Origin of the sequence: Curtobacterium sp. MCLR17_032 (assembly GCF_003234795.2) — a bacterium.
Taxonomy (GTDB): Bacteria; Actinomycetota; Actinomycetes; order Actinomycetales; family Microbacteriaceae; genus Curtobacterium.
In genome coordinates this window covers 1,989,945-2,012,862 of record NZ_CP126268.1, presented here as the reverse complement: position 1 = coordinate 2,012,862, position 22,918 = coordinate 1,989,945, and the positions used below count along the sequence as shown (strand labels likewise).

Below are 22,918 nucleotides of genomic sequence, written 5' to 3'. Positions count from 1 at the left end.
CCGTCCGGTGCAGACCGGACCCCTTGGAGCACCACCGTGACCTCTCTCCGTGACCTGCAAGGCCCCTACTTCGGTGACTTCGGCGGGCGGTTCGTCCCCGAGTCGCTCGTCCTGGCGCTCGACGAGCTCGAGACCGCGTTCCGGACCGCGTGGGCGGACCCGTCCTTCCGCGAGGAACTGGACACCCTCCAGCGCGACTACACCGGCCGCCCCTCGATCATCACCGAGGTGCCGCGGTTCGCGAAGCACGCCGGTGGTGCCCGGATCATCCTCAAGCGCGAGGACCTGAACCACACCGGTTCGCACAAGATCAACAACGTGCTCGGGCAGGCGCTCGTCGCCCGCCGCCTCGGCAAGACCCGGTTGATCGCGGAGACCGGAGCCGGCCAGCACGGTGTCGCCACCGCGACCGCGGCTGCCCTGTTCGGCATGGACTGCGTCGTGTACATGGGTGCCGTCGACACCGAGCGCCAGGCACTCAACGTCGCCCGGATGCGTCTGCTCGGCGCCGAGGTCATCCCGGTCGAGACCGGTTCCCGCACCCTGAAGGACGCCATCAACGACGCCCTCCGCGACTGGGTGGCGAACGTCGAGTCCACCCACTACCTGCTGGGCACCGTCGCCGGTCCGCACCCCTTCCCGGAGATGGTCCGCCAGTTCCACAAGGTGATCGGCGAAGAAGCCCGGCAGCAGGTGCTCGACCGCGTCGGACGCCTGCCGGACGCCGTCGCCGCGTGCGTCGGTGGCGGGTCGAACGCGATGGGCATCTTCGAGGCGTTCCTCGACGACGAGTCGGTCCGTCTGCACGGCTTCGAAGCGGGCGGTGACGGCGTCGAGACCGGTCGGCACGCGGCCAGCATCACGCTCGGCCGTGAAGGCGTGCTGCAGGGTGCCAAGTCCTACCTGATGCAGGACGAGGACGGCCAGACCATCGAGAGCCACAGCATCTCCGCCGGGCTCGACTACCCGAGCGTCGGTCCGGAGCACGCGTACCTGGCGTCGATCGGGCGGGCGAAGTACGAGCCGATCACGGACACCGAGGCGATGGAGGCCTTCCGGCTGATGAGCCGGACCGAGGGCATCATCCCGGCGATCGAGTCCTCGCACGCCCTCGCCGGCGCGATCAAGCTCGGCAAGGAACTCGGGCCCGAGGGCGTCATCCTCGTGAACCTGTCCGGTCGTGGCGACAAGGACGTGGCCTCGGCCAGCCGGTACTTCGGCATCCTCGACGAGACGGCGGTCCAGTCGTGAGCACGAACAGGACCGTCGCCGAGACGATCGACCACGCCAACGCCGAGCGCGCCGGGGCCGTCGTCGGCTACCTGCCTGCCGGCTACCCGGACCTGCAGACCAGCGTGGACGCCGCCGTCGCCCTCGCCGAGAACGGCGTCGACGTCATCGAGCTCGGCCTGCCGTACTCCGACCCCGTCATGGACGGCCCCGTCATCCAGCGGGCGGCGGAGGAGAGCCTGTCCAACGGCTTCAAGGTCGCCCAGGTGTTCGACGCCGTCAACGCGATCACCGAGCGCGTCGACGTGCCGGTCCTCGTGATGACCTACTGGAACCCGGTGCTGCGCTACGGCGTCGAACGGTTCGCCGACGACCTGGTCGCCGCCGGTGCCGCCGGTCTCATCACGCCGGACCTCATCCCCGACGAGGGCCAGCAGTGGATCGACGCCTCCGAGCGCACCGGGCTCGACCGGGTGTTCCTCGCCGCGCCGTCCTCGACCGACACCCGGATGCGTCAGGCCGTCGACCGCAGCCGAGGCTTCGTGTACGCGGTCTCGACGATGGGCGTCACCGGTGCCCGGGTGGGCGTCGACACGGCAGCCCGCACGGTGGTCTCGCGCCTGCGCGACGCCGGCGTCCAGCGCACCTGTGTCGGCCTCGGCATCTCGACTGCCGACCAGGTCGCCGAGGTGCTCGAGTACGCCGACGGGGCGATCATCGGCTCGGCGTTCGTCCGTGCCCTCGCTGACCTCGGCGTGACCGGGGTGGCCGACCGCGCCGCCGACCTGTCGTCCGGCGCAGCACGGCGCTGACCCGCGCTACAGTGATCCGGGCCGACCGGGCCCGGAGGCCCGCAACGCACGGGGCCGCCAGCCCCACCGGCTGACCAGCTCCACACGTGAAAGGCGACAGTCGCACATGCCCCTCCTGAGCATCCCGAGCCCGAGCACGGCCTGGCAGTACTTCGACCTGACCGCGTGGCTGCACGACACGTTCAACGTGACGCTGCCGCTCGACTTCCGGATCCACGCGTACGCGATCTGCATCCTGATCGGGATCGTCATCTGCGTGCTGCTCACGAACAACCGGCTGAACGCCCGCGGCGCCGAGCGCTGGATCATCATCGACATCGCGATCTGGGCGGTGCCGGCGGGCATCATCGGCGGTCGCCTGTTCCACGTCTTCTCGCACGTCAGCGACTACTTCGGCCCGGGCATCGACCCGTTCTCGATCTTCTACATCTGGGAGGGCGGGCTCGCCATCTTCGGGGCGTTGATCCTCGGGTCGCTCGGCGCCTGGATCGGCTGCCGCATGGCGGGTCTCCGCTTCTCAGCCTTCATCGACGCCGCCGCTCCCGGTGTGCTCCTCGCCCAGGCGGCCGGTCGTCTCGGCAACTACTTCAACCACGAGCTCTTCGGCATGCCGACGAGCCTGCCGTGGGGTCTGCAGATCGAAGCCACCAACCCGGCCTACCCGAAGGGCCTGCCGGAGGGCGTGCTGTTCCACCCGACGTTCCTGTACGAGATCATCTGGAACGTCGTCGGCGCCGTGCTGATCCTGCTGCTCGACCGCCGCTTCCGCCTGCAGTGGGGCCGCGTCATGGCGCTCTACCTGGTCTGGTACGGCCTGGGCCGCTCGGTGCTCGAGTCCATCCGCGTCGACACGAGCGAGACCTTCGCCGGCATCCGCACCAACGTCTGGATGTCCTTCGCCGCGATCCTGCTCGGCATCATCATCTTCGCCATCCAGACCCGACGACACGTCGGGAAGGAACCGAGCCCGTACCTGCCGGGTCGCGAGCCTCGCTCGAAGTCCGATGTAGACTCGGACGACACCTACTCGGAGCACGACACCACCACCGGTGTCGCCGATCCGGAGCCGGTCGCCGCCGTCGCCGACCGACACTGAGGTCCCCAGCCTCTCCCGAACGCAGCACCACACCGCGCTTGCGGTCCGCCACAAGCGGACCCCACTCCTCGCACGCCGTCAGGGCACAGCCTGACGGCGAGCACGGGCACCAGTCCCGCCCGCTCGGGCGGAACGCACCACCGGGCCATCGCTGTCCCTGTTCCACTTCCTCGTGAGGACGGTTCCCCATGGCGCTCCTGCCACCCCAGCCCTCTGCAGTCCCGAACGGCGCGTCAGCCCCGTCCGGGCTCCGCTCGCCGCACCGACGGTTCTCCGCGATCCCCGACGCCGCCGGCATGTACGACCCGGCGAACGAGAAGGACGCCTGCGGTCTCGCCATGGTGGCGACGCTTCGCGGGACGCCCGGGCACGACATCGTCGACGCCGCCCTCGGCGCGCTCCGCAACCTCGAGCACCGCGGTGCGGTCGGGTCCGACGCCGGGACCGGTGACGGCGCCGGCATCCTCTGCCAGGTGCCGGACGCGTTCTTCCGCGACGTGGTCGACTTCGACCTGCCGGACGCCGGGCAGTACGCCGTGGGCACCGCCTACCTGCCGCTCGACGCCGACGCGCGCGCGGACGCCAAGGCCGCGGTCGAGCAGCTCGCCGTCGCCGAGGGACTCCGTGTCCTGGGCTGGCGCGAGGTGCCGGTCCGGCCCGAGGTCCTCGGCACGCTCGCCCGCGCCGCGATGCCCGCCTTCGAGCAGGTCTTCGTCGCGTCGACCCACCACGACGAGCACGGTGCGCTCCGCTCGGGCATCGACCTCGACCGCCAGGCCTTCCGACTGCGGAAGCGTGCGGAACAGGGCACCGAGCTCTACTTCATGTCGCTGTCCAGCCGCACCATGGTCTACAAGGGCATGGTCACGACGTTGCAGCTCGAGCCGTTCTACCCGGACCTCAGCGACGAGCGCTTCGCGTCCCGCCTGGCCATCGTGCACTCGCGGTACTCCACGAACACGTTCCCGTCGTGGCCGCTCGCGCAGCCGTTCCGCTCGCTCGCGCACAACGGCGAGATCAACACCGTCCGCGGCAACCGCAACTGGATGCGAGCGCGGCAGTCGCAGCTCGAGAGCGAACTGCTCGGTGACATGGCGCCGCTGCTGCCGATCGTCAGCCCCGGTGCGAGCGACTCGGCCTCGTTCGACGAGGTCCTGGAACTCCTCACGCTGACCGGCCGGTCCTTACCGCACGCGATGTCGATGATGGTGCCGGAGGCCTGGGAGAACCAGACCGACATGGACCCCGAGCTCCGGGCGTTCTACGAGTACCACTCGATGCTCATGGAGCCGTGGGACGGCCCGGCCGCGATCACCTTCACCGACGGCACGCTCGTCGGCGCGACGCTCGACCGCAACGGGCTGCGTCCCGGACGCTTCCTGGTCACCGACGACGGCCTCATCGTGATGGGCAGCGAGACCGGTGTCATCGACGTGCCCGCCGCGAAGGTCGTCCGCAAGGGGCGTCTCCGTCCGGGCCGGATGTTCCTGGTGGACACCGAGAACGGCCGGATCATCGAGGACGACGAGGTCAAGCGCGACCTGGCCACCTCGGGCCCGTGGACCGAGTGGCTCGAGTCCGGTCGCATCAACCTCAACGACCTGCCGGAGCGCGAGCACATCGTGCACACCCCGGCCTCGGTCACCCGTCGTCAGCGGGCGTTCGGGTACACCGAGGAAGAGGTCCGTGTCCTGCTGCGTCCGATGGCGCAGACCGGGGCCGAGCCGCTCGGTGCGATGGGCTCCGACACCCCGATCGCGGTGCTGTCGCAGCGCCCGCGCCTGCTGTTCGACTACTTCACGCAGCAGTTCGCACAGGTCACGAACCCGCCGCTCGACTCGATCCGCGAGCAGGTCATCACGTCGATGGGTCTCGGTCTCGGGCCGGAGCGCAACCTCCTGAGCGCCGGACCCGAGCACGCGAAGCAGATCGTCCTCGACTTCCCGGTGATCGACAACGACGAGCTGGCGAAGGTCCAGCACTTCGAGACGGCCTCGGGCCGGCACCTGAGCGTGACGATCCGTGGGCTCTACCGGGTCGACGCCGGCGAGACGGCGATGGAGCAGCGCCTCCAGGCCGTCTGTGACGAGGTCGACGCGGCGATCGAGTCGGGCAAGCAGTTCATCGTCCTGTCGGACCGCGACGGCAACGCCGAGAGCGCGCCGATCCCGAGCCTGCTGCTGCTCGCCGCCGTGCACCACCACCTGATCCGCACCGAGCAGCGCATGAAGGTCGGCCTGATCGTCGAGGCCGGCGACGTGCGCGAGGTGCACCACGTGGCGACCCTGATCGGGTACGGCGCTTCGGCGATCAACCCGTACCTGGCGATGGAGACGTGCGAGAACCTCGTGCGCTCCGGCATGATCACCGGGCTCACCCCGGAGCAGGCCGTCAAGAACGTCATCAAGGCGCTCGGCAAGGGCGTCCTGAAGATCATGTCGAAGATGGGCATCTCCACGGTGTCCAGCTACGCCGGCGCGCAAGCGTTCGAGGCGGTCGGGCTCAGCCAGGAGTTCGTCGACCGGTACTTCACCGGCACGTCGTCGATCCTCGGCGGGGTCGGCGTCGACGTGATCGCGGCCGAGAACGCCGAACGTCACGCCCAGGCGTACCCGCAGGACGGCGCGGTGCTCTCCCACGAGCGTCTGCAGACCGGCGGCGAGTACCAGTGGCGCCGCGAAGGACCGCCGCACCTGTTCAACCCGGACACCGTCTTCCGCCTGCAGCACGCCACCCGTGCCCGCCGGTACGACGTGTTCCGCGAGTACTCGAAAGCGGTCGACGACCAGTCCGAGCAGCTGATGACGCTGCGCGGCCTGTTCGGCTTCACCGCGGGCGACCGCACCCCGGTGCCGCTGGACGAGGTCGAGCCGATCGCCGAGATCGTGAAGCGCTTCAACACCGGTGCGATGTCCTACGGGTCCATCTCACAGGAGGCGCACGAGACCCTCGCGATCGCGATGAACCGTCTCGGTGCCCGGTCGAACACCGGCGAGGGCGGCGAGGACGTCGAGCGACTGCTCGACCCCGAGCGGCGCAGCGCGATCAAGCAGGTCGCCTCCGGGCGGTTCGGCGTGACGAGCATGTACCTCACGCACGCCACCGACATCCAGCTGAAGATGGCACAGGGCGCGAAGCCCGGCGAGGGTGGCCAGCTGCCCCCGCAGAAGGTGTACCCGTGGGTCGCCCGCACCCGCCACGCCACCGCGGGCGTCGGCCTCATCTCGCCGCCGCCGCACCACGACATCTACTCCATCGAGGACCTCAAGCAGCTGATCTTCGACGTCAAGCGCGCCAACCCCTCGGCCCGCGTGCACGTCAAGCTCGTCAGCCAGTCCGGCATCGGCGCGGTCGCAGCCGGCGTGACGAAGGCCCTGGCCGACGTGGTGCTCGTCTCCGGCCACGACGGTGGCACCGGCGCCAGCCCGCTGAACTCCTTGAAGCACGCCGGCACACCATGGGAGATCGGTCTCGCCGAGACGCAGCAGACGCTCATGCTCAACGGCATGCGCGACCGCGTCACGGTGCAGGTCGACGGGCAGATGAAGACCGGTCGCGACGTCGTCGTGGCCGCCCTGCTCGGCGCCGAGGAGTACGGCTTCGCCACCGCCCCGCTGGTGGTCGAGGGCTGCATCCTGATGCGCGTCTGCCACCTCGACACCTGCCCGGTGGGCGTCGCGACGCAGAACCCGGAGCTCCGCAAGCGCTTCTCCGGCAAGCCGGAGTTCGTCGTGAACTTCTTCGAGTTCATCGCGCAGGAGGTCCGCGAGCTCCTCGCCGAGCTCGGCTTCCGCAGCCTCGACGAGGCGATCGGTCACGCCGACGCCCTCGACGTCGACCGCGCGGTGGAGCACTGGAAGGCCTCGGGGCTCGACCTCGCGCCGGTGCTCAAGGGACCGGAGTTCGCCCCCGACGAGCCGCGCAGCCGCCGCCGGGCCCAGGACCACGAGCTCGAGCAGCACTTCGACGTCCGACTCATCGCCGAGGCGTCCGACGTGCTCGAGCACGGCGGCACGCTGACGCTCGACCTGCCGATCCGCAACACGGAGCGCGCGGTCGGCACGATGCTCGGGCACGAGGTCACCCTCCGGCACGGCGAGAACGGCCTGCCGACCGGCTCGATCGACATCACGCTGCGTGGGTCGGCCGGCCAGTCGCTCGGCGCGTTCCTCCCGGCGGGCGTCACGCTCCGGCTGGTCGGCGACAGCAACGACTACGTCGGCAAGGGCCTGTCCGGCGGCGAGATCGTCGTCCGCCCCGCCGAGGACGTCGGGTTCGACCCGGCCGAGAACGTCATCGCCGGCAACGTCATCGGCTACGGCGCGACCCAGGGCAGCATGTTCATCCGCGGCATCGTGGGGGAGCGCTTCCTGGTCCGGAACTCCGGCGCGACCGCGGTCGTCGAGGGCGTGGGCGACCACGCGCTCGAGTACATGACCGGTGGGCTCGCGCTCATCCTCGGCGAGACCGGCCGGAACCTCGGTGCCGGCATGTCGGGAGGCACGGCGTACGTCCGCGGGCTCCGGCACGAACTCGTCAACACCGACGCGCTGGCCTCCGGCGAGCTCCGCCTGGAGCCGCTGGACAGTGCCGACGTGGAGATCGTCACCGACCTGCTCCGCCGGCACGCCGACGAGACCGGTTCGACGATCGCCGCCGGTCTGCTCGACTCGGGCGACCTGTCCGAGTTCGTCAAGGTGCTGCCGCGCGACTACGCGGCCGTGCTCGAGACGCGTCGCCAGGCCGTCGACGAGGGCCTCGACCCGGACGGCACCGTCGTCTGGAACCGCATCCTGGAGGTCACCGGTGGCTGATCGCACTCGCTCTCCCCACTCCCGCTCGACCCGCTCGACCCGCACCCAGGAGGTGACCCGTGGCTGACCCCAAGGGGTTCCTGAAGGTCCAGGAACGTGAACTGCCGCCCCGCCGCCCCGTGCCGGTCCGCCTCATGGACTGGAAAGAGGTCTACGAGCAGCAGGAGTCCGGTGCGCTGAAGCGTCAGGCCGGTCGCTGCATGGACTGTGGCGTGCCGTTCTGCCACCAGGGGTGCCCGCTCGGCAACCTGATCCCGGAGTGGAACGACCTCACCTGGCGCGGCGAGGGTCGTCAGGCCATCGAGCGGCTGCACGCGACGAACAACTTCCCGGAGTTCACCGGTCGCCTCTGCCCGGCCCCGTGTGAGGCCTCCTGCGTGCTGGGGATCAACCAGCCGCCGGTGACCATCAAGCAGGTCGAGGTGTCGATCATCGACGACGCGTTCCAGAACGGGTGGGTCACCCCGCACCCGCCGGAGCGCCTGACGGGCAAGACCGTCGCCGTCGTCGGGTCCGGTCCTGCCGGCCTGGCCGCCGCGCAGCAGCTCACCCGTGCCGGCCACACCGTCGCCGTCTACGAGCGTGACGACCGCATCGGTGGTCTGCTCCGCTACGGGATCCCGGACTTCAAGATGGAGAAGCGGCAGATCGACGCCCGGCTCGCCCAGATGCAGGCCGAGGGCACCCGCTTCCGCGCCGGCGTCGAGATCGGCCGGGACATCACCTGGGACGACCTGAAGTCCCGCTACGACGCGGTCGTCGTCGCCACCGGCGCCACGGTGCCGCGCGACCTGCCGATCCCGGGCCGCGACCTCTCCGGCGTGCACTTCGCGATGGACTACCTCGTCCAGCAGAACCGCGCGAACGCCGGCACGGTCGTCGACAACCAGATCAGCGCCGAGGGCAAGCACGTCGTCGTGATCGGCGGCGGTGACACCGGTGCGGACTGCATCGGCACCGCCCACCGGCAGGGCGCGCTCAGCGTGACGAACCTGGCGATCGGCAACCAGCCGCCGCTCGAGCGTCCGTCGGAGCAGCCCTGGCCGATGTTCCCGACCGTCTACGAGGTCACGAGCGCCCACGAGGAGGGCGGGGAGCGCATGTTCCTCGCGTCCACGGTGGAGTTCCTGTCGAACGAGGCCGGCGAGGTCCGCGCCCTGCGTGTGGCCGAGACCGAGTACCTCGACGGCCGTCGTGTCCCGAAGGCGGGCACCGAGCGGGAGATCCCGGCGGACCTGGTGCTCATCGCGCTGGGCTTCACCGGTCCCGAGACCGACACACTCGAGCCGCAGCTCGGTCTGCCGACGAGCGTCTCGGGTGTGGTCAGCCGCCAGGCCGACTACACGACCAACGAGCCGGGCGTCTTCGTCGCCGGTGACGCCGGTCGCGGTCAGTCCCTGATCGTCTGGGCGATCGCCGAGGGCCGTGCCGCCGCCTCGAAGGTGGACGAGTACCTCGAGGGCTCGACGATCCTGCCGGCCCCGGTCAAGGCGACGGACCGGGCGATCTCGGTCTGATGGTCCCCTCCCCGTAGACGAGAGGCCACCCGCACTCGATAGGGTGCTGGTGGCCTCTCGTCGTTCCCGAAGCCACACCACCACACGAAGGAATCCATTGAGACGCGCAAAGATCGTTTCGACGCTCGGACCTGCCACCGCCGACTACGAGGTCGTCAAGCAGATCATCCAGGCCGGGGTCGACGTGGCCCGCCTGAACCTCAGCCACGGTGACTACAGCGTGCACGAGGCCAACTACGTCAACGTCCGTCGTGCCGCCGAGGAGCTCGGCAAGCCCGTCGCGATCCTCGTCGACCTGCAGGGTCCGAAGATCCGTCTCGCGAAGTTCGCGGACGGCCCCCACGAGCTGGCCGTCGGTGATGAGTTCACCATCACGACCGAGGACATCCCCGGCACGAAGGACGTCTGCGGCACGACGTTCAAGGGCCTGCCGCAGGACGTCAAGCCCGGTGACCCGCTGCTCATCGACGACGGCCGGGTCCGGCTGCGCGTCCTCGACACCGACGGTGTGCGCGTGCGCACCGAGGTCGTCGTCGGCGGCACCGTCTCGAACAACAAGGGCATCAACCTCCCCGGCGTGGCGGTGAACGTCCCGGCCCTCAGCGAGAAGGACGAGGCCGACCTCCGCTGGGGCATCCGCATCGGTGCGGACCTCATCGCGCTGTCGTTCGTCCGCAACGCCTCGGACGTCGTCCGGGCCCACGAGATCATGGACGAAGAGGGCAAGCGCCTCCCCGTGATCGCCAAGGTCGAGAAGCCCCAGGCCGTCGACGCGCTCGAGGAGATCATCGATGCCTTCGACAGCATCATGGTCGCCCGTGGTGACCTCGGCGTCGAGCTGCCGCTCGAGGCGGTCCCGATCGTGCAGAAGCGCGCGGTCGAGCTGTCCCGCCGGATGGCCAAGCCGGTCATCGTCGCGACGCAGATGCTCGAGTCGATGATCTCCTCGCCGATCCCGACGCGCGCCGAGACCTCCGACGTCGCGAACGCCGTCCTCGACGGTGCCGACGCGGTCATGCTGTCCGGCGAGACGAGCGTCGGTGACTACCCGATCGAGACGGTCCGCACCATGGCCCGCATCGTCGAGTCGACCGAGGACCACGGCCTCGAGCGCATCGCCCCGCTCGGCACGAAGCCGCGCACCCTCGGCGGTGCGATCACCCTCGCCGCCGTCGAGATCGCCGAGTTCACCGAGGCGTCCTACCTCTGCGTGTTCACCGAGTCCGGCGACTCCGCTCGCCGGATGTCGCGCCTCCGCCACGGCCTGCCGATCATCGCGTTCACGCCGAACGAGGCCACTCGCCGCCGTCTGGCGCTGACGTGGGGTGTGCGTTCCTTCCTGGTCGACCGGAAGACGCACACCGACGAGTTGTTCTCGCAGGTCGACGACGTCCTCATCGGCAACGGGCTCGCCATCCCCGGCGACCGCGTGATCGTCACGGCGGGTTCCCCTCCCGGACTCGAGGGCTCGACGAACGACCTCCGGGTGCACCGCGTCGGCGACGCGCACGCCCAGGCAGCTCCGGCGTACGTCCGCGACTGACCCAGCGTCACGATCGGAGCGTCACGATCCGAGGCCGTCACCCACTCCGGGTGGCGGCCTCGTGTCGTGCAGACGTCCGGTCCGGACAGCCGGGAGGCCCGGGGTGCGTCCCGGACGCGGCCTGCGTCGGTAGCGTGGTCCCGTCCCGTCCCGTCCCGTCCCGTCCCGTCCCGTCCCGTCCCGACCGACCGATCACGCGAGGAGCGTCGCATGGGTGACCCGAGCCTCCAGTCCGACAGCACGCGGACGCGGGCCGACGTCCACCGGTGGCGCCGCTACCTGGCGGACGAGCGTGCCGAGGCGGCGGTCTACCGGAACCTCTCGACGCGACGGAGCGGTGAGGAACGCGAGATCCTCGCGGCCCTGGCCGAGGCGGAGGGCCGCCACGAACAGCACTGGCGGGACCTGCTCGGCGACGACGTCGGTCGACCGCTCGCGGGCAGCCTGCGGACCCGTGTGCTCGCCGCGCTGGCGAAGCGGTTCGGGTCGGTGTTCGTGCTCGCGCTCATGCAGCGGGCCGAGGACCGCTCGCCGTACGCGGACGACGCCGACGCGACCCCGACGATGGCGGCCGACGAGCGGATCCACGGCGAGGTGGTGCGTGGGCTCGCGAACCGTGGCCGGATGCGTCTGTCCGGGACCTTCCGGGCCGCGGTGTTCGGGGCGAACGACGGCCTGGTGTCGAACCTGGCGCTCATCATCGGCATCAGCGCCTCCGGAGCGGACCGGCACTTCGTCCTGCTCAGCGGTGTCGCGGGCCTCCTCGCCGGCGCGCTGTCGATGGGCGCGGGGGAGTACGTGTCGGTGCGGTCCCAGCGGGAGCTGCTCGAGGCCTCGACGCCGCACCCCGAGGCGCAGCACGCGGTCGCCGACCTCGACGTCGACGCCAACGAACTCGCCCTGGTCTACCGGGCGCGGGGGATGACCGAGGACGAGGCCGCCGCGCACGCGGACGAGGTCATCGCCGCGCTGCTCGCCGCGCCGACCACCGGGGGCCTCCCCGTCGTCCGGTCGCGGTCGGCGCTGCCACGCCCGGGCGTCACGGACGACGCGGACGACCACGAGGCGATCGGTACCGGCACCAGCGCGGCACTCTCGAGCTTCTGCTTCTTCGCCTCCGGCGCGGTGATCCCGGTGCTGCCCTACCTGTTCGGGCTCGAGGGGCGGCCGGCGATCGGTCTGGCGGCCGCCCTGGTCGGTCTCGCCCTGCTCGGGACCGGTGCCGTCGTCGGTGTCCTGAGCGGTGCCTCGCCGCTGCGGCGCGCTCTGCGGCAACTCGGCATCGGGTTCGGGGCCGCGGCCGTGACCTACCTGCTCGGGCTGCTCTTCGGGACGAGCACGGGCTGACGCGGACCCGCGGGCCCCGTCGCGCTCAGCGGCGGGCGGCGGCGCGGGCCGGCAGGAGCAGCAGGGCCGCGCTCCCGACCCCGACGAGCGCGATGCCCGCCAGGACCGTGAACACCTCGAGCGCCGTCGTCGGGGCGAGGAGCACGGCCGTGCCGCAGAGCAGCGAGAGCACGCCGCTGACGACGGTCGGCCCGCGTGAGGACCCGGGATGCCCGACCAGGGCACCGACGAGGGCCGCGACCCCCTCGACCAGGAAGGCGAGGCCGCCGAGGACCGCGTAGACCACGAGCGGCACCGCGGGGTCGAGCAACGTCACGAGTCCGGCGAGGCCGACGAGGGTGCCGACCACGCCCGAGGTCCAGCGCCAGGTGGCTGGCGTGCCGTGTCCACGCGCCGCCGCGAACACCCGCATCGCGCCCGCGACCACCAGGTAGACGCCGAAGAGCAGCGCGACGAGGACGAGGGTCGGTCGTGGCCAGACGACGGCGACGACGCCGGCGGTCACCGCGACCACGGCGGTGACGACGACGAACGCGCGGAACGTGCGGACGGCACGAGAGTCCACGGGGCTCCTCCCTGACAGGTCAGCCGGACCTCCGACCGTACCGTGACCGGGCGTCGCGCGCCGCGATGGGGCGGCGCGGGACGGCGACCTGGCCGGAACCTGCGGTCCGGGGCGCTGCTGCTACGCTGGCACCGCTCGCGAGTGTGGTGGAATGGTAGACACGGGGCACTCAAAATGCTCTGCCTCTGGCGTGCGGGTTCGAGTCCCGCCACTCGTACTGGTGGCCGTCGGTCCGGTGATCGACCGGTCTGGGTTGCCGCGGTCGGATCGAGCGTCTAGTAGGCTCTCCGTCGTGAGTGACACAGAAGCAACCGCAGCAGCACCCCGTCGCGTCGTCGTCGCCGAGGACGAGTCGCTCATCCGCCTCGACATCGTCGAGATCCTCCGCGACAACGGGTTCGACGTGGTCGGTGAAGCCGGCGACGGTGAGACCGCGGTGCAGCTCGCGACCGACCTGCGTCCCGACCTCGTCATCATGGACGTCAAGATGCCGCAGCTCGACGGCATCTCCGCAGCCGAGAAGCTGTCGAAGAACCACATCGCGCCGGTCGTCCTCCTCACGGCGTTCAGCCAGAAGGAGCTCGTCGAGCGCGCGACCGAGGCCGGCGCGCTGGCCTACGTCGTGAAGCCCTTCACCCCGAACGACCTGCTCCCCGCGATCGAGATCGCCCTCTCGCGGTACCAGCAGATCATCACGCTCGAGGCCGAGGTCGCCGACCTGGTCGAGCGCTTCGAGACGCGCAAGCTCGTCGACCGGGCCAAGGGCCTTCTCAACGAGAAGATGGGCCTCACCGAGCCCGAGGCGTTCCGCTGGATCCAGAAGGCGTCGATGGACCGCCGTCTGACCATGCACGACGTCGCCAAGGCGATCATCGAGCAGCTCAGCGCCAAGAAGTAAGCCGCCGTACCGCGACCCGTCGTCCAGCGTGACCCGGCCACGTGGCAGGGTGAGGGCATGGACGACGTGGTGATCCGGGCCTCCCGACCGGCCGATCTGCCGACGGTGGCCGACCTCCGCTGGCGCTGGAGTGTCGAGGAAGGCGGGGCCGTGCCAGCAGTGTCCGCCGCGGACTTCCGGGACGCGATGGTCGCGTTCGCCGTCGCCCACCCGGAGAGTCACCGCTGCGTGGTCGCGGAGCGGGACGGCGTCGTGCTCGGCATGGGGTGGTTCGCGCTGACGGACCGACCGCCGACCCCCGACCGACCCGGCCGCCGCGTGACCGGTGACGTGCAGACGGTCTACGTGCACCCGGACCTCCGCGGACGCGGTGTCGCGGGACGGATCGTCATGGCGCTACTCGAGCTCGCGGACGACGCCGGGGTGGAGCGGACCTCGGTGCACTCGAGTGTCGACGGCGAGACGCTCTACCGACGGCTCGGGTTCGGGGACACCCCGCTGCTGCTGCAACGACCGCCGGAGGCCTGATGCGCGGTGGCACTGACGCCCGATGTCGCTGATGCTCCGGGTCAGCGGGCGTCGCGGATGATGTTCGTGATGCGCACGCTCGAGCAGCGCCGACCCTCGTCGTCGGTCAGGACGATCTCGTGCGTGGTGAGCGTGCCACCGAGGTGGATGGCGGTGCAGGTGCCGGTGACGCGGCCGCTCGTGGCGCTCCGGGTGTGCGACGCGCTCAGTTCGATGCCGACGGCGTAGCGCCCGGGGCCGGCGTGGATGTTCGCCGCCATCGACCCGAGGCTCTCGGCCAGGACGACGTAGGCGCCACCGTGCAGCAGGCCGGCGGGCTGTCGGTTGCCCTCGACGGGGATGGACGCGACGGCCCGGTCGGCGCCGAGTTCGGTGACGACCATGCCCATCTTGTCGGCGAGCTGGCCCATCCCGCGGGCGAGGTACTCGGCGACTGCCGCCGGGGGACCCTGGACGCTCTGGCTGTCCTGGACGGTCTGTTCGTCGGTCACGTCGCGTCGGCCTTCCGCGTGGTCGCTCTGCCAGGACCGGGGCCGCACCCTGTCGGGGGCCGTCGGTAGGCTGTCCGGGTGTCGGACTCCGCAAAGCCTACCCTCATGGTCATCGACGGCCATTCGCTCGCCTTCCGGGCCTTCTACGCGCTGCCGGTCGACAGCTTCGTGAACCGCGAGGGGCAGCACACGAACGCCATCCACGGGTTCATCTCGATGCTGCTCATGCTGCTGCAGCGCGAGAAGCCGACGCACCTGGCCGTCGCGTTCGACATCTCGCGGTTCTCGTTCCGCACGCGGGAGTACGCCGAGTACAAGGGCACCCGCTCCGAGACTCCGGCCGAGTTCAAGGGCCAGATCCCGTTGCTGCAGCAGGCGCTCGAGGCGATGGGCATCACCACCGTCACGAAGGAGGACTTCGAGGCGGACGACATCCTCGCGACGCTGTCGAAGCAGGGGGCCGACCAGGGCTTCCAGGTCTACGTGGTGTCCGGTGACCGCGACTCCATCCAGCTCGTCAACGACGACGTCACGCTGCTCTACCCGTCGGTCCGGGGCGTGTCCGAACTGACCCGCTACGACCGCGACAAGGTGTACGAGCGCTACGGCATCGAACCGCACCAGTACCCGGACATCGCGGCCCTGGTGGGGGAGACCAGCGACAACCTGATCGGCATCGACAAGGTCGGCGAGAAGACCGCGGTGAAGTGGGTCACCCAGTACGGCTCGCTCGACGGGGTGCTCGAGCACGCCGACGAGATCAAGGGCGTCGTCGGCAACAACCTCCGCGAGCAGCGCGACCGCGCGATCCGGAACCGCCGCCTGAACCGCCTGGTGACCGACGTCGAGCTGCCGGTCGGCCCCGCCGACGTCGCCCTCCGGCCGGTCGACGAGGCCGCGGTGCGTGAACTCTTCGCCACGCTGCAGTTCCGCACCCTGCTCGACCGGGTGTTCAAGGTCGTCGGCAGCGGCGAACCGACCGACCCGTCGACGACGGACGGCAGCGTCGAGGACGCCGGCCCCACCCCGCCGCCGGTGAAGACCCTGATCGACGAAGAACTCGGCCACTGGCTGGAGCGGAAGTCCGCCGCCGACGCCGAGAACGGCTTCGGCGTCGCGGTGGAGGTCATCGACGGCCGCCTCAGCGCCATCGGCATCGCCACGCACGACGACGCCGTGCTGGTGCCCGGCGGCAGTGGAGCGCAGGACTACGAGCAGCTCTCGGCCTGGTTCGCCTCGGACGCCCCGAAGCACTTCCACGACGCCAAGGCCGCGATCAAGGCGCTCGGCACGGCGGGCTTCACCGTCGCCGGGATCGCCGGTGACGCCCGCATCACCGGCTGGCTCGCGAACCCCGGCAAGCAGGGCCAGCCCCTCGCCGACCTCGTCTACCAGGAGCTCGGCGAGGAACTGCCGACGGCGGACCCGAACCAGCTCGTGCCGGAGACCGACCCGGTGAACGTCGGCGTGCACGCCTGGTACGTCCTCCGCGTGGTCACGGCGCTCCGGGCCCGCGTCGACCCGAGCTCGCTCACGGTGCTCGACGACATCGAACTGCCGCTGACGTCGGTGCTCGCCCGGATGGAGACGACCGGCGTCGGGATCGACCGGCCGGTGCTGACCGGGCTCTCGCACGAGCTGGGGGAGCGCGCCGCGGACCTCGCCCAGCAGGCCTTCGCCGAGATCGGGCACGAGGTCAACCTCGGGTCGCCGAAGCAGCTGCAGGAAGTGCTCTTCACCGAGCTCGCGATGCCGAAGACCCGCAAGACGAAGACCGGCTTCTCGACCGATGCCGCCAGCCTCACCGACCTGCAGGAGCAGCACCCGCACCCGTTCCTCGGCCTGCTGCTGCAGCACCGCGACGCCACGAAGCTCCGCCAGATCGTCGACACCCTCGACGCCGCCGTGGTCGACGGCCGGATCCACACCCGGTACGAGCAGACCGGCACGAGCACCGGCCGGGTGTCCTCGACCGACCCGAACCTGCAGAACATCCCGGTGAAGACCGCCGTCGGTCGCCGCATCCGGTCGGCCTTCGCGGTCGCCGAGCCGTACACGACGCTCCTCACTGCCGACTACTCGCAGATCGAGATGCGGATCATGGCGCACCTGTCGGGTGACGCCGGGCTGATCCAGGCCTTCAACGAGGGCGAGGACCTGCACCGCTTCGTCGGCGCCCGGGTCTTCGGCGTCGAGCCGTCGGACGTCAGCCCCGAGATGCGCACCAAGGTCAAGGCGATGTCATACGGCCTGGCCTACGGCCTCAGCGCGTTCGGGCTGTCGAAGCAGCTCCGCATCGAGCAGAGCGAAGCCCGCACCCTGATGACCGAGTACTTCGCCCGCTTCGGCGCGGTCCGCGACTACCTCCGGAACGTCGTCGAGCAGGCCCGCGAAGACGGCTACACCGAGACGATCTTCGGTCGTCGTCGCCCGTTCCCGGACCTGAAGAGCCCGAACCGGGTGCTGCGCGAGAACGCCGAGCGTGCCGCGCTGAACGCCCCGATCCAGGGCTCGGCCGCCGACATCATGAAGATCGCGATGCTCGGCGTCGACGCGGACCTCCGTGACGGCGGCCTCGGCTCGCGGCTGCTCCTGCAGGTGCACGACGAACTGATCCTCGAGATCGCACCGGGGGAGCAGGACCGGGTCGAGGAGATCCTCCGCACCCGCATGGGCGGCGCGGCCGAGCTGACCGTCCCGCTCGACGTCTCGGTCGGGCTCGGCACGAACTGGGAGGCGGCGGCGCACTGAGCGCGGCTGCACCCGCGGGAGCGGCGGGGCGGACGGGAGGCGCGCCTCCCGTCCGCCCCGCCGCTCCCGTCGTACTGGTGGCTGGGGTCTGGCCGGTGGGTAGGGTCGGTGACATGAGCGATGACCGTCCCGTCCGTCAGCCGTCCGCCGTCGACCAGGTCGCCGAGCAGTGGGTCACCACGCTCGTGGACCTCGACCCGACCGTCGCCACGTACATCGGCGTGCCGGGCCGGACGGACGGGTACGGCGACACGTCACCGGCCGGCGCCGCGGCCCTGGCCGACGCCGCTCGTGCCGCCCGCCGGGCGCTCGACGCCGCCGACGTGCGGGACGACGTCGACCGGGTGACGAAGACCGACCTCGGTGCGGAGCTCGACCTGACCGTGGAGTCGTACGAGCGGAAGCTGCACCTCCGCGACCTCAACGTGATCCAGAGCCCGGCGCAGTCCCTCCGTGACGTCCTCGACCTGATGCCGACCGCGACGGCGGAGGACTGGCAGGACGTGGCGGGCCGTCTGCAGGCGCTGCCGGACGCCCTGGAGGGGTACCGCGAGACCCTGCTCGAAGGCACCCGCGAGGGCGTGACCGCGGCGAAGCGCCAGGTCGAACTGATCGCTGAGCAGGCCGCCCGGAACGGCGCACCCGACGGGTTCTTCCGTCAGCTCGCCGATGGCGCCGCACTCGAGGGCGGGGCGCCGGTCCCCGAGCAGCTGCGAGCCGAGCTGACCCGCGGGGCCGAGGTCGCCGCGGCCGCCTACCGGTCGTTCGGCGCGTTCCTGGAGCACGACGTGCTGCCGCTCTCGACCCCGGTGGACGCCGTCGGCCGTGACGACTACGCGCTGCACTCCCGCCGGTTCCTCGGCGCCGTCATCGACCTGGACGAGACGTACGAGTGGGGCATCGAGGAGCTCGCGCGGATGCGCGACGAGCAGGAGCGCATCGCCGACCGCATCGAGTCCGGGGCGAGCGTCGCCCGGGCGATCGAGGTGCTGGACGCCGACCCGGCGCGCGTGCTGCGCGGCACCGACGCGCTCCGCGCCTGGATGCAGGAGACCAGCGACGAGTCGATCCGCGCGATGGACGGTCGCTACTTCGACATCGCGGACCCGATCAAGCGCCTGGAGTGCCGGATCGCCCCGACCCAGGAGGGTGGGATCTACTACACCGGTCCGTCCGACGACTTCTCGCGCGCCGGCCGCATGTGGTGGTCCGTCCCGCAGGGCGTCACCGAGTTCGGCACCTGGCGGGAGAAGACGACGGTCTACCACGAGGGCGTCCCGGGCCACCACCTGCAGATCAGCCAGGCGGTCTACAACCGCGGCGAGCTGAACACCTGGCGCCGACAGCTGGCCGGACCGTCCGGGCACGTCGAGGGCTGGGCGCTGTACGCCGAGCGCCTGATGGAGCAGCTCGGGTTCCTGGACGACGACGGCGACCGTCTGGGCATGCTCGACGGCCAGCGGATGCGTGCCGCCCGCGTGGTGCTCGACATCGGTGTGCACCTGCAGAAGACCAACCCGGACGGCGGCGGCTGGACGTGGGAGTACGCCCTCGACTTCATGGGGCAGAACGTGAACATGGACCCCGCGTTCGTGCAGTTCGAGGTCGCGCGGTACTTCGGGTGGCCGGGACAGGCGCCGTCGTACAAGGTCGGGCAGCGCGTCTGGGAGTCGATCCGGGACGACGTGGCGGCTCGTGAAGGGGCGGCGTTCGACCTCAAGGCCTTCCACCACCGGGCCCTCGCGCTCGGTGGCGTCGGCCTGGACACCCTGCGGAGTGCGCTCGTCGGCTGAGCCGACACGCCCGGTTGTGGGCGTCCCTCCCGCTGGATAGACTTGTGCGGCGCAATCCGCGCCAACAACACTCATCGCCATGGTGGCTCGCACCGGTCGTCCGACCGGCTCGCGGACCGGGGGTCGCTCCCTCGCCGCCACGGCCCGACTCATGTCCGTTCGGAGCAATCTCTACATGACAACCACCACGACCAAGGCTCCCAAGCAGGTCGCCATCAACGACATCGGCTCGGCTGATGACTTCCTGGCCGAGGTCGAGAAGACCCTGAAGTTCTTCAACGACGGAGACCTCATCTCCGGCACCGTCGTGAAGATCGACCGCGACGAGGTCCTCCTCGACGTCGGGTACAAGACCGAGGGTGTCATCCCCTCGCGCGAGCTCTCGATCAAGCACGACGTCGACCCCAACGAGGTCGTCAACGTCGGTGACGAGGTCGAGGCCCTGGTCCTCCAGAAGGAGGACAAGGAAGGCCGCCTGATCCTGTCGAAGAAGCGTGCACAGTACGAGCGTGCATGGGGCGACGTCGAGAAGATCAAGGAGTCCGACGGCGTCGTGACCGGCACGGTCATCGAGGTCGTCAAGGGCGGTTTGATCGTCGACATCGGTCTCCGCGGCTTCCTCCCGGCATCGCTCATCGAGCTGCGCCGTGTCCGCGACCTGACGCCGTACCTCGGTCAGGAGCTCGAGGCGAAGATCCTCGAACTCGACAAGAACCGCAACAACGTGGTCCTCTCGCGCCGCGCCCTGCTCGAGCAGACGCAGTCCGAGTCGCGCACCACCTTCCTGAACAACCTCCACAAGGGCCAGGTCCGCAAGGGCGTCGTCTCGTCGATCGTCAACTTCGGTGCGTTCGTCGACCTCGGCGGCGTCGACGGTCTCGTCCACGTCTCCGAGCTCAGCTGGAAGCACATCGAGCACGCCAGCGAGGTCGTCGAGGTCGGTCAGGAAGTCACCGTCGAGATCCTCGAGGTGGACCTGGACCGCGAGCGCGTGTCGCTCTCGCTCAAGGCCACCCAGGAAGACCCGTGGCAGGTCTTCGCCCGCACCCACGCGATCGGTCAGATCGCGCCGGGCAAGGTCACGAAGCTCGTGCCGTTCGGTGCCTTCGTCCGCGTCGCGGACGGCATCGAGGGCCTGGTGCACATCTCGGAGCTCTCGAACAAGCACGTCGAGCTCGCCGAGCAGGTCGTGTCCGTGGGCGACGAGGTCTTCGTCAAGATCATCGACATCGACCTCGACCGTCGCCGCATCTCGCTCAGCCTCAAGCAGGCCAACGAGGGCGTCGACCCGGAGAGCACCGAGTTCGACCCGGCGCTCTACGGCATGCCGACCGAGTACGACGACAAGGGTGACTACAAGTACCCCGAGGGCTTCGACCCGGAGACCAACGAGTGGCTCGAGGGCTACGACACCCAGCGCACCGAGTGGGAGGGCCAGTACGCGGCCGCCCAGGCGCGTTGGGAGGCCCACAAGGCCCAGGTCGCCAAGTCCCTCACCGAAGAGGCGCAGGGTGGCTTCGACCTCCCGGCCGCCGCTTCGACGTTCACGAGCGAGGCAACCGGAGCCGGCACCCTCGCCGACGACGCGTCCCTCGCAGCGCTGCGCGAGAAGCTCAGCAACAGCTGAACGACCAGCACCAGCTGAACGGATGTGACCGGGTGAGCTGATCACCCGTCGCATCGACCGAGAGCCCGGTCCTGATCGTCCCCCAGGGGACGACCGGGGCCGGGCTCTTCGGCGTCATAGGGCTCGCCGCGACGGCGATCTCGGCTGGGAGCATTCGTGGAGCAGTCCGTGCGACGCTGTCGGGGTGCGCATCATCGGACTCACGGGCGGCATCGCCGCGGGCAAGTCGACCGTCTCGTCGCGGTTCGCGGAACACGGCGCGGTGGTCGTCGACGCCGACCGGCTCGCACGCGACGCCGTGGCGCCGGGCAGCCCGGGTCTGCAGGCGGTCCGGGAGCGCTTCGGTGACGCGGTGATCGCCCCGGACGGCAGTCTCGACCGGCCCGCTCTCGGTGCGGTCGTCTTCGTCGACCCGGAGGCACGCAGGGCCCTCGAAGGCATCACCCACCCGGAGGTCTGGCGCCTCGCACAGCAGCGCTTCGACGCCGCCGAGGCAGCCGACCCGGACGCCGTCGTCGTCTACGACGTGCCGTTGCTCGCCGAGGCCGAGGGGTCACGGCCGCTCCGGTTCGACGCCGTCGTGGTCGTCGACGCCCCCGCCGCGGTGCGGATCGAGCGGCTCGTCGAACACCGGGGGATGCGCCGGGAGGACGCTGAGCGACGGGTGGCGGCGCAGGCCTCCGACGCCGACCGCCTCGCCCTCGCCGACCACGTCGTCGACGCGACCGGCACCCTCGAGCAGACGATCCGCTCGGCCGACGAGGTCTGGGCGCGACTCGTCCGATGAGGACGCGCCACCGGCTGCTCGTCGTCGCGGTCATCGTCCTGGTCGCCATGGGCCTCGCCGCACTCGTCGGGGCGAACGTGCTCGGCGGGCAGCGTGTCGCAGAGGGTGGTCGGCCGGCGCAACCCCACCGCACGCTGGAGCCCGGTGAGGCGCCGCACAGCGAGTTCCACCGCTTCCGGCTCGGTGCGATCGACGGGGAGCGCCTGGCCCCGAACCGTGACGACTTCGCCGCCCGGACCTCGCCGAGCGGTCCGCTGCTGCTGTTCCTGCCGGCCACCCGGGCGAAGCCGGCCGACTACCAGCGGTTCCTCACCACGGCGCTCGACGACGGGTACCACGTGCTCGGGCTCGACTACTGGAACCTCGGCAAGACCCTGTCTGGCACCTGCGAGGCCGACGCCCGCTGCTACGGCCAGGTCCAGCGGAACCGGTTCGACGGCACGCGGGGTTCGGCACTCAGCGACGTGAGCCCGGCGGGCTCGATCGTGTCACGCTTCCGCGACGCCGTGGCGCACCTGGACGACGTCGACCCCGCCGGCGGCTGGGGCCGGTTCGTGCACTCCGACGAGGACATCCAGTGGCAGGACATCGTCGTCGCCGGGCACTCGCAGGGCGGCGGGGAGGCCGCGTACATCGCCCACATCCGGCCGGTGCTCGGGGCGCTGATGTTCTCGTCGCCCGTCGAGTCGGTCGGTCCGGTGCACGCCGCGTGGATGGACCACCCCGGCCAGACCCCGGTGAGCCGGATGTACGCACTGGACGACGTCCGCGACGAGTTCGGCCCGCGGATCACCGGCTCCTGGTCGGCGATGGGGCTCGACGGCGACCGACGGGACGAGGGCCCGAGCGGCACCCTCGGTTCGGGCAACTCCCTCGGCTCGGCGGGAACCGGCGGACCGTGGCGGACCGACACCGAGCCCCCACCACCGGGCGCGGACCCGCACGCGATCCTCACCGACCTGCCGGTGGGCAACCCGCACTGGGCGCACTCGCGGATCATCAAGGACTCGACGCCGCTCGACGAGCACGGCGACCCGCGGATGCTCCGGATCTGGCAGTGGATGCTGCACCGGTTCCCGACTCCGGCCGTTCCCTCCGGACGGTCATAGCCAGCGGAAA

16 protein-coding genes and 1 tRNA gene are annotated in these 22,918 nt (G+C 70.7%); 15 read left to right on the top strand and 2 right to left on the bottom strand.

Annotated elements, in window-relative coordinates; all coding sequences use genetic code 11:
- The first annotated feature begins 36 nt into the window (after positions 1–36).
- The 7 genes from trpB (at position 37) to DEI97_RS09480 (ending at position 12,359) form a co-directional block, all read left to right on the top strand.
- Positions 37–1,251 (top strand): tryptophan synthase subunit beta, encoded by a 1,215-nt coding sequence (gene trpB, locus DEI97_RS09510; protein WP_111073563.1) that lies wholly within the window; start codon positions 37–39, stop codon positions 1,249–1,251.
- The gene (trpA, locus tag DEI97_RS09505; RefSeq protein ID WP_111073562.1) at positions 1,248–2,042 is read left to right on the top strand and encodes a tryptophan synthase subunit alpha; all 795 of its coding nucleotides are present in this window, start codon (positions 1,248–1,250) and stop codon (positions 2,040–2,042) included. Before trpB ends, trpA begins: the two co-directional genes overlap by 4 nt.
- A 106-nt stretch (positions 2,043–2,148) precedes the next feature.
- The gene (gene lgt, locus DEI97_RS09500; protein ID WP_111073561.1) at positions 2,149–3,138 is read left to right on the top strand and encodes a prolipoprotein diacylglyceryl transferase; all 990 of its coding nucleotides are present in this window, start codon (positions 2,149–2,151) and stop codon (positions 3,136–3,138) included.
- 296 nt (positions 3,139–3,434) lie between these two features.
- A complete protein-coding gene (gene gltB / locus DEI97_RS09495) occupies positions 3,435–7,952 on the top strand; it encodes a glutamate synthase large subunit (RefSeq protein WP_111073709.1) in 4,518 nt (1,505 codons plus the stop codon).
- 59 nt (positions 7,953–8,011) lie between these two features.
- Positions 8,012–9,469, top strand: coding sequence for a glutamate synthase subunit beta (locus DEI97_RS09490; protein ID WP_111073560.1), 1,458 nt, complete (start codon positions 8,012–8,014; stop codon positions 9,467–9,469).
- Between the two features lie 97 nt (positions 9,470–9,566).
- Positions 9,567–11,012: a pyruvate kinase gene (pyk, locus tag DEI97_RS09485; protein ID WP_111073559.1), complete on the top strand. Its 1,446-nt coding sequence runs from the start codon at positions 9,567–9,569 to the stop codon at positions 11,010–11,012.
- 210 nt (positions 11,013–11,222) lie between these two features.
- Positions 11,223–12,359, top strand: coding sequence for a VIT1/CCC1 transporter family protein (locus tag DEI97_RS09480; protein WP_111073558.1), 1,137 nt, complete (start codon positions 11,223–11,225; stop codon positions 12,357–12,359).
- 25 nt (positions 12,360–12,384) lie between these two features.
- On the opposite strand, the gene DEI97_RS09475 is transcribed toward DEI97_RS09480, so the two are convergent.
- Complete coding sequence (locus tag DEI97_RS09475; protein WP_181439121.1) at positions 12,385–12,924, bottom strand: HdeD family acid-resistance protein; 540 nt, start codon at positions 12,922–12,924, stop codon at positions 12,385–12,387.
- 137 nt (positions 12,925–13,061) lie between these two features.
- On the opposite strand from DEI97_RS09475, the gene DEI97_RS09470 reads away from it, so the two are divergent.
- The 3 genes from DEI97_RS09470 (at position 13,062) to DEI97_RS09460 (ending at position 14,350) form a co-directional block, all read left to right on the top strand.
- Positions 13,062–13,141, top strand: a tRNA-Leu gene (locus DEI97_RS09470).
- A gap of 75 nt (positions 13,142–13,216) precedes the next feature.
- Positions 13,217–13,822 (top strand): ANTAR domain-containing response regulator, encoded by a 606-nt coding sequence (locus tag DEI97_RS09465; RefSeq protein WP_110825040.1) that lies wholly within the window; start codon positions 13,217–13,219, stop codon positions 13,820–13,822.
- A gap of 57 nt (positions 13,823–13,879) precedes the next feature.
- Entirely contained in the window at positions 13,880–14,350 is a 471-nt protein-coding gene (locus tag DEI97_RS09460) for a GNAT family N-acetyltransferase (protein WP_111073556.1), read from the top strand.
- 41 nt (positions 14,351–14,391) lie between these two features.
- On the opposite strand, the gene DEI97_RS09455 is transcribed toward DEI97_RS09460, so the two are convergent.
- Positions 14,392–14,760 (bottom strand): PaaI family thioesterase, encoded by a 369-nt coding sequence (locus DEI97_RS09455; protein WP_111073708.1) that lies wholly within the window; start codon positions 14,758–14,760, stop codon positions 14,392–14,394.
- A gap of 159 nt (positions 14,761–14,919) precedes the next feature.
- Here DEI97_RS09455 and polA point away from each other — a divergent pair, with 159 nt between their 5' ends.
- The 5 genes from polA to DEI97_RS09430 all read left to right on the top strand — a co-directional run bounded on the left by polA (position 14,920) and on the right by DEI97_RS09430 (position 22,908).
- Positions 14,920–17,592 (top strand): DNA polymerase I, encoded by a 2,673-nt coding sequence (gene polA, locus DEI97_RS09450; protein WP_111073555.1) that lies wholly within the window; start codon positions 14,920–14,922, stop codon positions 17,590–17,592.
- Between the two features lie 113 nt (positions 17,593–17,705).
- A complete protein-coding gene (locus DEI97_RS09445) occupies positions 17,706–19,385 on the top strand; it encodes a DUF885 domain-containing protein (RefSeq protein WP_111073554.1) in 1,680 nt (559 codons plus the stop codon).
- 175 nt (positions 19,386–19,560) lie between these two features.
- Complete coding sequence (gene rpsA / locus DEI97_RS09440; RefSeq protein ID WP_111073553.1) at positions 19,561–21,012, top strand: 30S ribosomal protein S1; 1,452 nt, start codon at positions 19,561–19,563, stop codon at positions 21,010–21,012.
- A 184-nt stretch (positions 21,013–21,196) separates the two neighbouring features.
- On the top strand, positions 21,197–21,799 hold the full coding sequence (coaE, locus tag DEI97_RS09435; protein WP_111073552.1) for a dephospho-CoA kinase: 603 nt from the start codon (positions 21,197–21,199) through the stop codon (positions 21,797–21,799).
- On the top strand, positions 21,796–22,908 hold the full coding sequence (locus DEI97_RS09430; RefSeq protein ID WP_111073551.1) for a BPSS1187 family protein: 1,113 nt from the start codon (positions 21,796–21,798) through the stop codon (positions 22,906–22,908). Before coaE ends, DEI97_RS09430 begins: the two co-directional genes overlap by 4 nt.
- Positions 22,909–22,918: the final 10 nt, after the last annotated feature.

Bases quoted from the DNA above. Each gene is read 5' to 3' on its own strand.
- lgt (WP_111073561.1), top strand. From the start codon at position 2,149: ATGCCCCTCCTGAGCATCCCGAGCCCGAGCACGGCCTGGCAGTACTTC.
- gltB (WP_111073709.1), top strand. From the start codon at position 3,435: ATGTACGACCCGGCGAACGAGAAGGACGCCTGCGGTCTCGCCATGGTG.
- DEI97_RS09480 (WP_111073558.1), top strand. From the start codon at position 11,223: ATGGGTGACCCGAGCCTCCAGTCCGACAGCACGCGGACGCGGGCCGAC.
- DEI97_RS09460 (WP_111073556.1), top strand. From the start codon at position 13,880: ATGGACGACGTGGTGATCCGGGCCTCCCGACCGGCCGATCTGCCGACG.
- DEI97_RS09455 (WP_111073708.1), bottom strand. From the start codon at position 14,760: ATGGGCCAGCTCGCCGACAAGATGGGCATGGTCGTCACCGAACTCGGC.
- DEI97_RS09445 (WP_111073554.1), top strand. From the start codon at position 17,706: ATGAGCGATGACCGTCCCGTCCGTCAGCCGTCCGCCGTCGACCAGGTC.
- rpsA (WP_111073553.1), top strand. From the start codon at position 19,561: ATGACAACCACCACGACCAAGGCTCCCAAGCAGGTCGCCATCAACGAC.
- DEI97_RS09430 (WP_111073551.1), top strand. From the start codon at position 21,796: ATGAGGACGCGCCACCGGCTGCTCGTCGTCGCGGTCATCGTCCTGGTC.